This window comes from Acidisoma sp. L85 (assembly GCF_009765865.1).
GTDB lineage: Bacteria > Pseudomonadota > Alphaproteobacteria > Acetobacterales > Acetobacteraceae > Acidisoma.
Window position 1 is genome coordinate 332,336 of sequence record NZ_LMUQ01000084.1, and the last position, 13,176, is coordinate 345,511.

12 protein-coding genes, 1 tRNA gene and 1 pseudogene are annotated in these 13,176 nt (G+C 63.1%); 6 read left to right on the forward strand and 8 right to left on the reverse strand.

The window, feature by feature from the left end:
• Positions 1-355 (forward strand): ABC transporter permease (locus tag GSQ83_RS29385; RefSeq protein ID WP_158806616.1); only part of this gene is annotated, 355 nt, incomplete at its 5' end.
• Here GSQ83_RS29385 and GSQ83_RS31575 read toward each other — a convergent pair.
• The 7 genes and pseudogenes from GSQ83_RS31575 to GSQ83_RS29415 all read right to left on the reverse strand — a co-directional run bounded on the left by GSQ83_RS31575 (position 287) and on the right by GSQ83_RS29415 (position 7,033).
• The gene (locus GSQ83_RS31575; RefSeq protein ID WP_158806617.1) at positions 287-721 is read right to left on the reverse strand and encodes an ATP-binding cassette domain-containing protein; all 435 of its coding nucleotides are present in this window, start codon (positions 719-721) and stop codon (positions 287-289) included. The genes GSQ83_RS29385 and GSQ83_RS31575 overlap by 69 nt on opposite strands.
• A 157-nt stretch (positions 722-878) precedes the next feature.
• Positions 879-1,061 carry an ABC transporter permease subunit gene (locus GSQ83_RS31580; protein ID WP_216850628.1) on the reverse strand — a complete coding sequence of 61 codons (183 nt, stop codon included), beginning with the start codon at positions 1,059-1,061 and terminating at the stop codon, positions 879-881.
• Positions 1,062-1,332: 271 nt separating this feature from the next.
• Positions 1,333-1,629, reverse strand: a pseudogene (locus GSQ83_RS31585) (ABC transporter permease); the annotation flags it as partial.
• 15 nt (positions 1,630-1,644) lie between these two features.
• Positions 1,645-3,261, reverse strand: coding sequence for an ABC transporter substrate-binding protein (locus tag GSQ83_RS29400; protein WP_216850630.1), 1,617 nt, complete (start codon positions 3,259-3,261; stop codon positions 1,645-1,647).
• A 51-nt stretch (positions 3,262-3,312) separates the two neighbouring features.
• Positions 3,313-4,554 carry an aminotransferase class III-fold pyridoxal phosphate-dependent enzyme gene (locus GSQ83_RS29405; protein ID WP_174246752.1) on the reverse strand — a complete coding sequence of 414 codons (1,242 nt, stop codon included), beginning with the start codon at positions 4,552-4,554 and terminating at the stop codon, positions 3,313-3,315.
• Between the two features lie 96 nt (positions 4,555-4,650).
• Positions 4,651-5,976, reverse strand: a complete 1,326-nt coding sequence (locus GSQ83_RS29410; RefSeq protein ID WP_158806618.1) for an aspartate aminotransferase family protein — start codon at positions 5,974-5,976, stop codon at positions 4,651-4,653.
• A 7-nt stretch (positions 5,977-5,983) separates the two neighbouring features.
• On the reverse strand, positions 5,984-7,033 hold the full coding sequence (locus tag GSQ83_RS29415; protein WP_158806619.1) for a phosphotransferase: 1,050 nt from the start codon (positions 7,031-7,033) through the stop codon (positions 5,984-5,986).
• 135 nt (positions 7,034-7,168) lie between these two features.
• Between GSQ83_RS29415 and GSQ83_RS29420 the strand changes: the two genes are divergently transcribed.
• Together GSQ83_RS29420 and GSQ83_RS29425 are read left to right on the forward strand one after the other, a co-directional pair.
• A tRNA-Gly gene (locus GSQ83_RS29420) sits at positions 7,169-7,242 on the forward strand.
• A gap of 221 nt (positions 7,243-7,463) precedes the next feature.
• Positions 7,464-8,840: a hypothetical protein gene (locus GSQ83_RS29425; protein WP_158806620.1), complete on the forward strand. Its 1,377-nt coding sequence runs from the start codon at positions 7,464-7,466 to the stop codon at positions 8,838-8,840.
• Between the two features lie 38 nt (positions 8,841-8,878).
• Here the strand turns inward: GSQ83_RS29425 and GSQ83_RS29430 are convergent, their stop codons facing one another.
• Positions 8,879-10,108 (reverse strand): argininosuccinate synthase, encoded by a 1,230-nt coding sequence (locus GSQ83_RS29430; protein ID WP_158806621.1) that lies wholly within the window; start codon positions 10,106-10,108, stop codon positions 8,879-8,881.
• 82 nt (positions 10,109-10,190) lie between these two features.
• On the opposite strand from GSQ83_RS29430, the gene GSQ83_RS29435 reads away from it, so the two are divergent.
• The 3 genes from GSQ83_RS29435 to GSQ83_RS29445 form a co-directional block, all read left to right on the forward strand.
• Positions 10,191-11,255: a DUF2125 domain-containing protein gene (locus GSQ83_RS29435; RefSeq protein ID WP_158806622.1), complete on the forward strand. Its 1,065-nt coding sequence runs from the start codon at positions 10,191-10,193 to the stop codon at positions 11,253-11,255.
• Between the two features lie 18 nt (positions 11,256-11,273).
• The gene (locus tag GSQ83_RS29440) at positions 11,274-12,272 is read left to right on the forward strand and encodes an Hsp33 family molecular chaperone HslO (RefSeq protein ID WP_254065982.1); all 999 of its coding nucleotides are present in this window, start codon (positions 11,274-11,276) and stop codon (positions 12,270-12,272) included.
• Positions 12,273-12,318: 46 nt separating this feature from the next.
• Positions 12,319-13,176 (forward strand): hypothetical protein (locus GSQ83_RS29445; protein ID WP_158806623.1); only part of this gene is annotated, 858 nt, incomplete at its 3' end.

Here is a 13,176-nt window from a genome sequence, read left to right on the forward strand (position 1 = left end):
CGCATCGGTGCCGCACCAATGCCATGTCGATGCCGCTGTGATCGCCGGGGCAATGCCTGGGCGGATCCTGTTCCGCCACATCATCCCGCTTTGCTGGAGTCCGATCCTTGTCAATATGACCATGGATGTCGGCCAGGTGATTCTGCTCGCCAGCGGGTTAAGCTTCATCGGCCTTGGCGCGCAGCCGCCGACGCCCGAATGGGGACAGATGATCGCCGAGGGTGCGAGCAGCTTCTATTCCTGGTGGATCGCCCTTGGTCCGGGTCTCGCGATTTTCCTCCTCTCCCTATCCTTCAACTTCCTCGGCGATGGCATGCGGGACCTTATCGATCCCCGCTCCAGGATGTCGCGTTGACCGAGACGGCCGAGAAGCTGCTCGACTGAGCGCCGTCATCGGGTCCTGGAACACCATTGCGATATGGCGACCGCGCAGGGCCCGCAAACGTCGCTGGGAAGCGCCGACCAGCTCCTCACCATTGAAGCGGATCGAGCCGGAGACCTGCATGCCATGCGGAAGCAGGCCCATCACCGCCATCATCGAAAGGCTTTTGCCCGAACCGGATTCCCCGACCAGACCCAGCACCTCACCGCGTCCGATTTCGAAATCGACATTCGACACGGCGACCCGCGCACCCTCGCGGCCGGGAATGGAAATGCACAGCCCCCGGATGCTCGGCGCTCGGCGGCTGCAACCTGCGGCCGGCCAATGCCACAGGATCATAGGGCGTCCAGAGCGGTATCGTGATGGCGATCACGATGAAGGTGACCACAATGACTGCTCCGAGAATGACGGGCGCGGAACGCCAGCTCAGCCGCCTCGCGAAGCGTCCGTAGATCCCGCGCCGCGCGGTGGCGGCGAGCATCGTGGTGGCGGACATCTAGGCCGCCGACCGCATGCGCGGATCGACCGCGGCATAGGCGATGTCCGTCAGCAGATTGGCGATCAGGAAGCCAAGACCGCCGATGATGGTGACGCCTGTAATGGCCGGATAGTCCAGCGCGCGTGCCGCCTCGACAGCGTAGGAGCCGATGCCGGCCAAACGAAGACCATTCGCCGGCAACCAGCGTATCGATGAGCAGAAAGCCGGTGACGGTGGGCGGCGGATCGGACCGGATATCGAGCCGCCCCGGACCCGGCAACAGATGCGTCTGCACCGAGAAGATAAAGAGCACCAGCAGACCCAGCCAGAACATCGGAATGCAGGAACCGAGCAGCGCGATGAAACGCGCGGTGTGGTCGGCTGGCGTGTCGCGAAACTGCGCCGAAATCACGCCGAGCAATATCCCGCTGACCGCGCCCACGATCATCGCACAGATCACCAGCTCCAAGGTCGCGGGCAGCCGCTGCGCGAGGTCGGTCAGCACCGGCTGCTTGGTGCGGAAGGAGGTGCCGAGATTGCCCTGCGCCAGATTCGCGACGTAGATCACGTAGCGCTCCGGCACCGAGCGATCGAGGCCCCAGCGCGCTTTCGCTGCCGCCACGACATCCGGATTCTCGAGCCCGCGCGCACCAATGATCGAGACAAGCGGGTTGCCCTTGGTAAACTGGGCCAGCACGAAAGTCGCGGTCACGATGCCCAGGACCAAGAACGGCATGAGGACGAGCCGTTTGAGGATAACCCTGAGCATCGGCGCGGTTTCGGCTTAGTGCTTGACGATCTCGTTCAGCGGCAGGTTGCAGCAGGCGCTATACCGCACGCCGCCGATGTTGCTGCGATAGGCAAGCACGAGGTCCGGGCTCACGATCGGCAGGATCACCTTATCCTCGATCATCTTCATTCCAAGCGCCCGATACGCGGCCTCGCCGGCCGGGCCGGGAGGGGCGGCCAGCGCCTTGTTGAACATGTCGAGCTCAAGCTTGCCGTCGAGGCCCGGCGTGGTGCCGACACCCGCGCGCTTACCCCAGGGCATATTCCCGGGCAGCATGCCGAAATACTGCACATACTGGGCGCTGCCGAAATAATCCGGCGCGAAGAAGCCGATCGTGAAGGGCACGCCCGGCGTGTCGATGTCAGTCACCCAGACATTGAAAGTCTGCGGCTTCAGAACGAGGCTAACCTTGATCCGCGCCAGATCCTGCTGGAGCTTTTGTGCGAGCAACGAGAGATCGATGCCGTAAACATCCATCGCCGGGAATTCGAGACCGAGCTTGAAACCATCCGCAAGCCCTGCCTTGGCCAGCAGCGCCTTCGCCTTCGCGACATCGGTGACCGGATCGGGCAGGTTTTCGGTACCGGGGAAGCCATTGGGGATCGCGGAGGGCTGCAGCGACCCTTCGCCGCCGACCGTGAAGTCGATCGCGCCCTTGTAGTCGATTGCCAAAGCTATCGCGTTGCGCACGTCATAGGACAATGTCACCGGCGCACCCTTCGCGATCGGGCTGAAGGCGACATAGACATAGTTGAAGGACGGCACCGTCTTGAAGACGATATTGGGGTCGTGGATGGTCTTCGAGGTATCGGGATCGATCTGCATGGCGATATCGGCCGCGCCGGATTGCAGCATCTGCGCCTGGGTCACGGCGTCGGCCGTCTGCTTCACGATCACGCCGCCGACCGCCGCCTTCTTGCCCCAGTAATCATCATTCCGCTTCAGCCGCAGCGCATCGTCTGCCTTATAGCTTTGCAGCGTGAACGCGCCACTGCCGGCCGAATGCGCCAGGAACCAGGTATCGGCCGTGTCGCTTGTCGCGGCATCCGCATTCGCATTCGCGCCATGGGCGGAAGCGAGTTTGCTATTGATGATGCCGACATAGGTCGCGGCCAAGATGCCGAGGAACTCGGAATTGGGTGTCTTGGTCGTGATGACGACGGTTTGCGGGTCCTTCACCTCGATCGACTTGAGGCTGTCCATCAGATAGGACGCGCCACCTTTGATATTCTTCAGCCGCTCCAGCGACCATTTCACGTCGGTCCCCGTCACCGGGCTTCCGTCAGTGAACTTTGCCGCTGGGTTAAGGTGGAAGGTGAAGGTCGTGACGTCCGGGCTGACTTCCCACTTCTGCGCGAGGTCGGGAACAATCGTCTTGTTGTCGGAACCGAGCGTGAGCAGCGTGTCGTAAACCGCCGAGAGATAAATCTGGCAGGTGTCGCAATAGGCGCGCGCCGGATCGAGCGAGTTGAGGTCCATCGCGCGGGCGACGACGATCGACGAATCATCTGCTTTCGCCGTGCCAAGAGTCGCCAAACCGGCAACCGCCGTCATGACCGCCAGCGATGCGGCGGAAAGCAAGCCGGATCGACAGAATTTCGCAAGCACCATCACTGAGCCTCCAAAGGTTGACGACGTCCGATCGAAAGCGGGTTGCCGCCTTTAGTCGTGCGCCGAAGGGACAGCACGTGCGGCGCGAAAACCGTGCTCGGCCGCATCCAGGGCGCGCGCGATGTCTTCGGGCTTATGGGCGGCGGAGAGGAACATGTTGTGCAGCGGGTGGAAGTAGACGCCCTGCTTCAAAGCGGCGGCGCAGAAGGCAAAGCCGCGGCGGCGATCGGCATCGTCATCGAACAGCACCATAGGCATCTGCACGGGACCGGTCTGCCGGATCGGCAAATCATGCTTGCGGCTCAGCGCATCCAGCCCGTCCCGCAGCGTCTGGCCCAGCCGTGTCATATGGCCCACACCGTCATCCCGCTGCAGGACGCGCAGTGTCGCGACCCCAGCCGCCATGGAAAGCGCGGAACACCAAAAGGATCCAGTGGTGAAGATCGATGTCGTCGCTTCGCGAAACCGGTCATTGCCCGTCAAAGCCGCGATCGAGAAGCCGTTGGCGAGCGATTTGCTCCAGGCCGAAAGATCCGGCCGCACACCGACATTCTCCCAGCTTCCGCCGAGGTTGAGACGAAAGCCGGCACGCACGTCATCGACGATCAGCGCGGCATCGGCGGCATCGCAAGCGGCGCGGGCGGCTTGCGCGAAATCCTGCGTCGGCAGATGCTGGTCGAACCCGAAATCATGCTTGAACGCGCTGACGATGATGCCGGCGAGATCGCCCTTCGCCTGCTCTACGGCCTGCTCAAGACTCGCCACGTCGTTGTATTCGTATTGGATGATGTGGGCGCGATCCTCCGCGGTCACGCCGACGAGCGAGGGCGAGCACCAGGGCACGGCGCCGTGATAAGCACCCTTCGCCACCAGGATCTTGCGGCGCCCTGTACCGGCTCGGGCGACCGTAACGGCGGTGGTGGTGGCGTCGGTGCCGTTCTTCTGGAACTGAGCCCAAGTGGCATGCGGCAGGATCTCGACAAGGGTCTCCGCCAGCTCGACCATTGCTTCGCTCGGTCCGTTCAGGCAGTCGCCCTGCGCTAGTTGGCGCTTTGCCGCCTCATCCACCTCGGGATGATGGTGGCCGAGGATGATCGGCCCCCAGCTGCACATGAAGTCGACATATTCATTGCCATCGACATCCCACACGCGGCTGCCGGCGCCGCGTGCGAAGAACTGCGGATAGCCCTCCGGCAGCGCAGCGGCGTTCATATGGCCCCACATGCCGCCGGGAACGACGGCGCGCGCGCGATCTCGCAGGGAACTGTCACGCGAATTTTTCAAGCCGCTCATTCTGCCCGATACCGCCCGTTTGCCAGGCGGATCACGCTAGAGAGGCGTTCCTAGGCTGCCAATCAGCCGAAAGTAGGACGGCAGCGCCGCGAGCGCTCAATCCCGTTCGATCTCCCGCAAAACCTCGTCCATCGCCGTCAGGAACAGGTCTGCATGGGCGCGCGTGAAAACCAGCGGCGGCCGGATCTTGAGCACATTGGCCGCCGGGCCGGAGGCGCTGATCAGCACACGCTTGTCCCGCAAGCTGTTGACGAGACGCGCGGTAATCTCGGTTGCCGGTGTTTTCGTCGCGTGGTCCGTAACGAGTTCGACACCGACAAAAAGACCGGCTCCCCGCACATCGCCAATCAGCGCGTGGCGCTCAGCGATCGCGACAAGGCCATCTCGCAGATGAGCGCCCACCAGACGCGCATTCTCGATCAGGCCCTCACTTTCGATGACGTCGAGTACCGCCATCCCCACCGCGCAGGAAACCGGGTTACCGCCGAAGGTGTTGAAATATCGCGTTTGCTCGCCGAAGCGCTCCAGCAACTCCGGCCGCGCCACCATCGCGGCGACGGGGTGGCCGTTGCCCATCGGCTTGCCCATCGTCACGATATCGGGCCGCAGCCCATGCCGGGAAAATCCCCACATGCCCTCGCCGGTGCGGCCGAAACCGGGCTGCACCTCGTCGGCGATGAAAATCCCCCCCGCCTCGCGGATGGCGGCCGCCGCCGGTTGCAGGAAACCCGCTGGCTCCGCGAAGACGCCATCCGACGAGAAAATCGTATCGACCAGCAGCGCCGCCGGCCTGACACCATGCGCCGCAAGATCCGCCACCGCCGCGCGCACATGCTCGGCAAAGACCTCGCCGACATCGCGCCCATCCGAGCGATACAGGTCAGGCGCCCGCACCGTTCGCACATGTGATCCGAGCGGAGAAGCGCGGCCCAGTGACGGGGACATCCCAGCGATCACGGAAGTCACGCCATGATAGGCGAGTTCCGTTACGATGAATCCCGTGCCGCCCGTCGCCGCACAGGCCACGCGATAGGCGAGGTCATTTGCCTCGCTACCCGTGCAGGTGAACATTATTTGGCCAAGCTCAGCGGGGAAGCTGCTCAGCAGCCGTTCAGCGTACAGCAGGATGCCTTCGTTGATGTAGCGCGTATGCGTATTGAGGGTCGCCGCCTGTCGCGAAAGAGCCGCCACGACATGCGGATGACAATGACCGACACAGGCGACGTTATTGTAGACGTCTAGATAGGCCTGCCCATCCGGGTCGTAAAGCCAAACGCCCTCGCCACGCACGACATGCACCGGATTAGCATAGAACAAACGATAGGCAGGACCGAGCAAAGCCGCCCGGCGCTTGATGAGCTCACGCTCGCGCGCCGCGACACCATCGGCACGGTTTCGGTCATAGGCATTGATCATCGACATGCGAACATCATCCCATCCCGCAGGCGCGGCGTAGAACCGCTTGACTCTCGGCGCGCGAGATAGTGCTGAGACTATGCAGGCCGCGCCATGCGGTTCCCTGGTTGCGAATGATATAGGTGGCGTTATCCGGGTGCCGCGCCGCGCGCCAAGTTGAGATGGCGATCGTCAATACTAGCCGCGCGGCGATCAGGTCGGCGAGAATCTCCACCTCCTCGGGCAGCAGCGGCAGCACGGCGTGATAGGCGGCAACCATTTCCGAAACGCCGCCGAGTGGTGCCGCCTCGTCTCCGACCTGATAGGCTGCGGCGGTCGCGAGATCCTGCACAAGTGGCGCGCGCAGCATATCGCCGAAATCGATGATCCCGGCGATGCCGTCGCCATCGGCCAGAACGTTGTGCGGGTTGAAGTCGTTGTGGACGACCTGAGCGCGAAGGCCCGGCAGGATCGGCAGCGCATGGCGCTCAAAGCGATCGAGGAATTGCGTCGGGATCGCCCGGCGCGCCGGGTCGGAGACATGAGCGAGCAAGCCCCGCGTGCGGGCGGCATAATGCAGGTTCCAAAGCAGATCGTGGCTTTCGGCGTGATGACGCAGACCGCTCAGCGCGAGGTCAAGCCGGGCGAGGTATCGTGCGAGCTGGCATCGCTGCGCGGCATCGGCGGCTGGTCCGCGGCCGAGCGGCGTGCCGTGCAAGTAGGTCAGCATCCGCAGGATGCGCGGCGGCGCTCCGTCCTCTACCTGCACGCTGGTGCCCCCAGACTGTGGCGCGATCAGGCGGGGTACCGGCAGCGCGGGGTCACGGCGGGCAATTTCCAGCAATGCCTGATCCTGGAAATCGACGACCGCCGGATCCTCCGCCGGATGCATCAGTTTCAGGACATACTCGTGTCCCTCCCCATCGCGCAGGTGGAAATTGCTGTCGCGCTCGCCGGCCAGCGGCGTGGCCGTCGCCGTCAATCCGTAATGCCGCCTCGCCAGGGCCTCGGCTTCCGTTACGCTGACGGGCGGGGGCGCTTGTTCGAGCACCTCTCCCAGCCGGGCCAATACCTGATCGTCCATCCGCCTCGTTTACCGTGTGGGTCCGGCCTAACGGCCAAGTTATCCCTCAGTCTGATGGCGGGGACCAGCCACATTACACATCGCCATCGCGGCCTTGCGAGCCGAGTGCGCGTAGCGCTATTGAGGGGGTCCGGGGCGGGCGTAGCATAGTGGTAATGCTCTAGCCTTCCAAGCTAGCTAGGAGGGTTCGATTCCCTTCGCCCGCTCCAGGGGCCTAGTCGTTCGCGGATCGGCCTCCTTCGCGCCCGGCGGTCAGAGAGGGGCAGAATAGTGCGCTTGATGCCACCGAGGTAATGGGACGCAGGGCGTCGTGACATGCTGCGAGTCATGACGGATCGATCGCATGATTCGATACCAAAACAAAGAGCTAAGGTAATATTCAGAAGTTCTAACCGTAAATAGGACATTGTGTTGATTTAGGATCGAACCTTTGTCCAATGGGACCACCAACAATGCCAGCCTGACCAGCAACAGTACCGAGTATTGGCCGGGTTACGCATCCTATGCCGCGGCTGCGGCCGTGCCACTCTACCAGCCCTTTGTTGATTACCTAGGGAAGACTACGACGAACGCGCTTCAGTACGCATACAACAACTATTTGAATGGAGGCGCCCCAACGGCCCCTCAGGCCGGCCACACTCAAACAGGGCTAACTGTCACTGTGACCCCGCCGGCTTCTTACATGCCCAGTCAGCCGGTCGGCATGCCGGTGACGGCTCTCTCAAAAAATGTTTTAGACTCCGCATCAGGCGGCGCAGCATTCCAGCCGAGCGCCCAGGCCTGGTTGCCTGCCCCCGCCGCGCATGACATCAACGTGCGCGCTGCTCCCAATGGGGCCGTAACATTCAGCGACCTCATGGCCATGACGCGCGAGCGCTTGGCGCAGCTTACGCCGCGCCAGCAAGAAGCCGTCAATCTTGCTATAATGAGGTCGTCAGCTGGGTTCCCTGCTCGAAGTGGCCGCAAGTTGGCGGAGTTTTATTTCCAGTATTCCGTCGGCCCCGACAATATGTTCAGCCCTGAGGCGGCGAATCTATTTATGGAAAGGTTCGACGACTCCTTTGAACGTTATTTAGAATACCCACTTTCAGAAAGTGCTTACCGCACGATCAGGCCTCAGCTGTCCGATCTGGGAGACCACGCGCTGCGCACCACTCAGCAATTGAAAACGCAGTTCAATCCGCTTAGCCCAAGGTTTCTGCGCGCGTCGATGTTTGACGGATATAATGACGCTCTTTCGGCAGTTGGCCAGGGAGGCAGTTTCGACTACGGAAATGTTACGCCGAGTTCAATCTACGACCATGCGCGGACGCTTAAGCAAGTCGACAGGATCCAGCAGGGCTATAATTTAATTACAGACGATATTATTGGCGGGACCAACAGACCGTACGGCCAAAAAATTGATTGCCCCAACTTCGGATTAATAAACTGGTTGAATAAGGAGCAATTTACGAATCTTGCGCCTAGTGGCACTGTAATTAAGGTGCCGAATTGGACATGGTACAAGCCTTGGACCTACCGGGACACGGACTCGCGTCTCGTGTATCCCCAGCAGATTATCCAGCAATTTTACGATGGCACGGTGGTTGGCGTGCTTCCCGGTAAATTCACATTTGACGGAACAAACTGGGGTGAGCGAGAGACTAACAATCTCATTGAGGCGGCTCGGGTAGCAGGGATGCAAAAATATATTGAACAACAAAACCGATTTTTTCAGATCGGGTCAGGCCTTTATCCAAACTGCCGGGCCGACGAAATCGGGGCTCTGAAGCGCATGAAGCCAGGGCAGGTGGTGCCGCGCACGTAAGAAGCCCGGCATCACCTGCGCAGAAGGGTGGGGCGCGCTTAAAGCGCGCCGCCCTTCCGTCCCGCCGCGGCACCCAACCGCAGCCGGAGAGCCTGCAGCTTGATAAAGCCCTGCGCATCGACTTGGTTATAGGCGCCTTGGTCATCCTCGAAGGTCACAACCTTCATCGAATACAGGCTGTTCGGGCTTTCCCGCCCGATCACCGTCACATTGCCCTTGTAGAGCTTCAACCGCACCCGGCCGCTCACCGATCCCTGGCTTTCGTCAATCAACGCCTGCAGCATCCGCCGCTCCGGGCTGAACCAAAAGCCATTGTAGATCAGCTCCGCATAGCGCGGCATCAGGCTGTCCTTGAGATGCGCCGCCTCGCGATCCAGCGTGATGCTCTCGATCCCGCGATGTGCGGCAAGCAAAATGGTGCCGCCCGGCGTCTCATAGATGCCGCGTGATTTCATCCCAACGAATCTGTTCTCCACCAAATCAAGCCGCCCAATGCCATTGGCCTTGCCGAGTGCGTTGAGCTTGGTCAGCAGCGACGCCGGAGACAGCCGCTCGCCATCGATCGCGACGGGATCACCGTGCTCGAAATCCATGCTGATGACGGTTGCCTGGTCGGGCGCATCCTCGGGCCGGATGGTGCGCTGATAGACGATCTCGTCGGCCTCGATCGCGGGATCCTCCAGGATCTTTCCCTCTGACGACGAGTGCAGCAGATTCGCGTCGACGGAGAAAGGCGCGTCGCCGCGCTTGTCCTTGGTCACCGGAATCTGGTTCTGCTCCGCGAATTCGATGAGCTTGGTGCGGCTGGTCAAATCCCATTCGCGCCACGGCGCGATCACCGTCACATCCGGCTTCAGCGCATAATAAGCGAGCTCAAACCGCACCTGGTCATTGCCCTTGCCCGTCGCGCCATGAGCGACCGCATCGGCGCCCACCTGCTCCGCGATCTCGATCTGGCGCTGAGCGATCAGCGGCCGGGCGATCGAGGTGCCGAGAAGATATTGCCCCTCATACAATGCATTGGCGCGGAACATCGGAAACACGAAATCCCGCACGAAGGTCTCGCGCAGGTCGTCGACGAAGATTTCCTTGATCCCGAGCATCTCGGCCTTGCGGCGTGCCGGCTCCAGCTCCTCGCCCTGGCCGAGATCGGCGGTGAAGGTCACAACCTCGCAGTGATAGGTCGTCTGCAGCCACCGCAGGATCACGCTGGTATCGAGCCCGCCCGAATAGGCGAGCACGACCTTCTTCACCGACTTCGCAGCCATCCCCGTCTCCGATGCTTTGCGTGCAGACGCATATAAGCGGGGCGGGGTGGCGGCAAGCAGGCGCATGGGGATATGCAGGCGGATGCGCAGAAGGCGTCCCCTCCGCCGGGTTTTGGCCGGCTTGATCCTCCTTGTTCTCCTGGCCGTCGCTGGCTGGACGGGGGCCTGGCTATGGGTGGCCGACCGGATGAACACGCATCTCGCGGCCTGGGAGGCGGAGCAGCGAAGCGCGGGGTGGACGATCGCCCATGGCACCCCGACCCGAGCGGGCTGGCCCTTCGCGGCCGCGCTTATCCTCCCGGATCTGAATATCGTGGGGCCACAGAACATGGTGCCCGGCGGCATCACCTGGACGGCCGATCGGCTGACCCTCGCGCTCGACATCCGCCATCCCGACGACCTTTATCTGGCCGCCACAGGCCGGCAGACCTTAGCCATCGCGGGCTCAGGGCCGATTCCCTTCGCGGCCGAACGCCTCGTGGCGCATGCGGCGCTTCAGCCCGGCGGGGCGCCGACCGCCGCGACGTTCCGTGCGCGCCAGCTACTGGCCGCCTTTCCGAATGCTGCGGCAACGCCGAGCAGCCTCGCCATCGCTGATATGGTCGGAACCTTGTCCGTCGATCGCAGCGCGGGCAGGGACCGCGCCGCGATCGCAATGCTTGTCTCCGCCTCCGACATTGACCTGCCCGAGAAGAATGGCCTCGGCCTGGGTCGCCGCGTGGCGGCGCTGGCGGGGGCCGTTGGGATTTCCGGCCCGACGGCGATGCCCGGCGGTGCGCCGATGACGCTCGCGGCGTGGCGTGACAGCGGAGGCAGCCTTGACCTTCGTCTGCTGCGTCTCGACTACGGCCCTCTCGCCGCGAGTGGAGAGGGCCAAATCTCCCTGGGTGCGACGCTGCAACCTGAAGGCACGGCGCGTCTGCATGCGACCGGAGTGGATGCCGCGATCGAGTACTTGATCCATAGCCACGTTCTCAAGCGTCCGGCCGCCACCGCGCTGAGGGCCATGTTGGGGCTGCTGATCTCCCCCTCGGCTTCGGCCACGCCCTCGGCGCTGAACGTTCCGCTCACCCTCAAGTCTGGCGCGGTGAGCCTCGGCTCGGTTCCGGTGCTGCGCGTGCCATGGCTAACCGGCAGCGGCGATTGACCTCTTTGCGGATCATGCATGGCGAAAGCCGCAGCGGTGACTAATCTAGAGACAATGAGCGAGACTCCAGCCTTCCTCGATAGCGGCCGTCCCAATGTCCCTGACATCGTGGTTCCGCGCGGCGTAACGCCTTTTCATCTCCCCGGCCGCCCCGTACGGGGCCGGTTGATCCGGCTCGGCGTGCTCGCCGACGCCCTGCTGACGCGCCACGACAATCCACCGGCGGTAACCCTGCTGGCCGGCAAGATGCTGGCGCTTACCGCCGCGTTGGCGACGGCACTCAAGTTCAAGGGCGTGTTCAGCATTCAGGCGAAAGGCGACGGGCCGGTCAGCCTCATGCTTGCCGACTGCACGGACCAAGGTGCCCTGCGTGGCTATGCGCGGGCAGGGGAGAACAAGCTCGACGTCTTGGACGAGATGGCGGCGAGCGACGCCGCTCTGTTGGGGGAGGGATATATCGCCTTTTCCGTCGACCAAGGCGGGGACCGAGAGCGGCATCAAGGCATCGTCGCGATCGAGGGCGAAAGCCTGACCGAGATGGCCTTGCATTACTTCGCTACCAGCGAGCAATTGGAATGCGCGCTGCATCTCGCTTGCGCCCATACCCGTTCCGGCTGGCGCGCCGGGGCTCTCATCCTCGAAAGGGTTGCCCAAGGCGGCGAGGGCAATCTGACCTTGAGCGAAGCCGAACAGGACGAAAGCTGGCGCACGGCGACGACGCTTGCCGGCACCTTGTCGGACGAGGAGCTGCTGGACGACACGCTCCCGGCCGAGCAGTTGCTCTACCGTCTCTTCCACACCGAGGGGGTGGCCGCCGACCGGCCCCGCCCTCTGGCCTATGGCTGCCGCTGCACGCGTGCGAAACTCTCCGCGATTCTTGAGAACTTCGGCGGTGGCGATCTTGATGCGATGGTGATTGATGGCGACATCGCCATGACCTGCGAATTCTGCAACATCGACTTCCGCTTTCCTCGCGGCGAGTTCCCCGCCGCGCCCTCAGAGGTTGAGACTTCGTGAGCTTGGTCGCGACTGAGAGACCGAACGACAGAACAGGAGACACGCCGTGAACGTCCCGTATTTCCGTCAACTGCTGCTCGGGGCCTGCTTTGCCGCGCCTTTGGCCTTGGCCGGCTGCAGTCAGGAGGCGGGCGTCCCGCAGTCTTTCCCGCCGCTGCACTACAGTTACCTGGCGCCCATCTCGCTCAATGTCAGCAACATCGTCACCCAGGTGAATTACGTTCCCCCGGCGGATGGTAGCGACATCGATAACCTCAGCCCGGAAACGCCTCTGCAGGCTGTCCAGGCGATGATCCAGGACCGGCTGGTCGCCTCGGGAAGCTCGGGCACCGCGACGGTGCAGGTCAACGACGCCTCGCTGCGCCGGGTCGGTGACACGGTTGTCGCGACCGTCGCCATCCATCTGAGCGTGCGTTCGGCCGACGGACTGCGCACCGGCTACACGGATGCGACCGTCACCCGCACCCGCACTACCCCCGATGACACGAGTCCGGAGGCCCTGCGGGCGTTCCTGTACACGATCACGCAGGACATGATGAATGCGGAGAACGTGCAGCTCGAATACCAGATCCGGCAGAACCTTGGCGCCTGGTTGGTCGGCGGCGTCTCAGCCGTGGGCGGCGCGGCCGCTCCGGTTCCGGTGCAGACGCAAGACCTTGGCAGTGGTTCCCTGCCGCCTTTGACGGCGGTTCCCGACACCAGCGTGCCAGCAATGCCCGGTGCGCCCACACCGCTGGTTCCGGTGGCACCTCCCGCAGGATACAGCACGCCGCCCGCGCCGGTTTACGGAATTCAACCGCCCGCGGCACCGCCGATGCCAATGGCAATGCCCGCCCCGGCGATGGCGGCACCCACGGTCAATCCCGACACCATGCCAGGTGGCAGCGTGGGTTTGCCCGCCGGC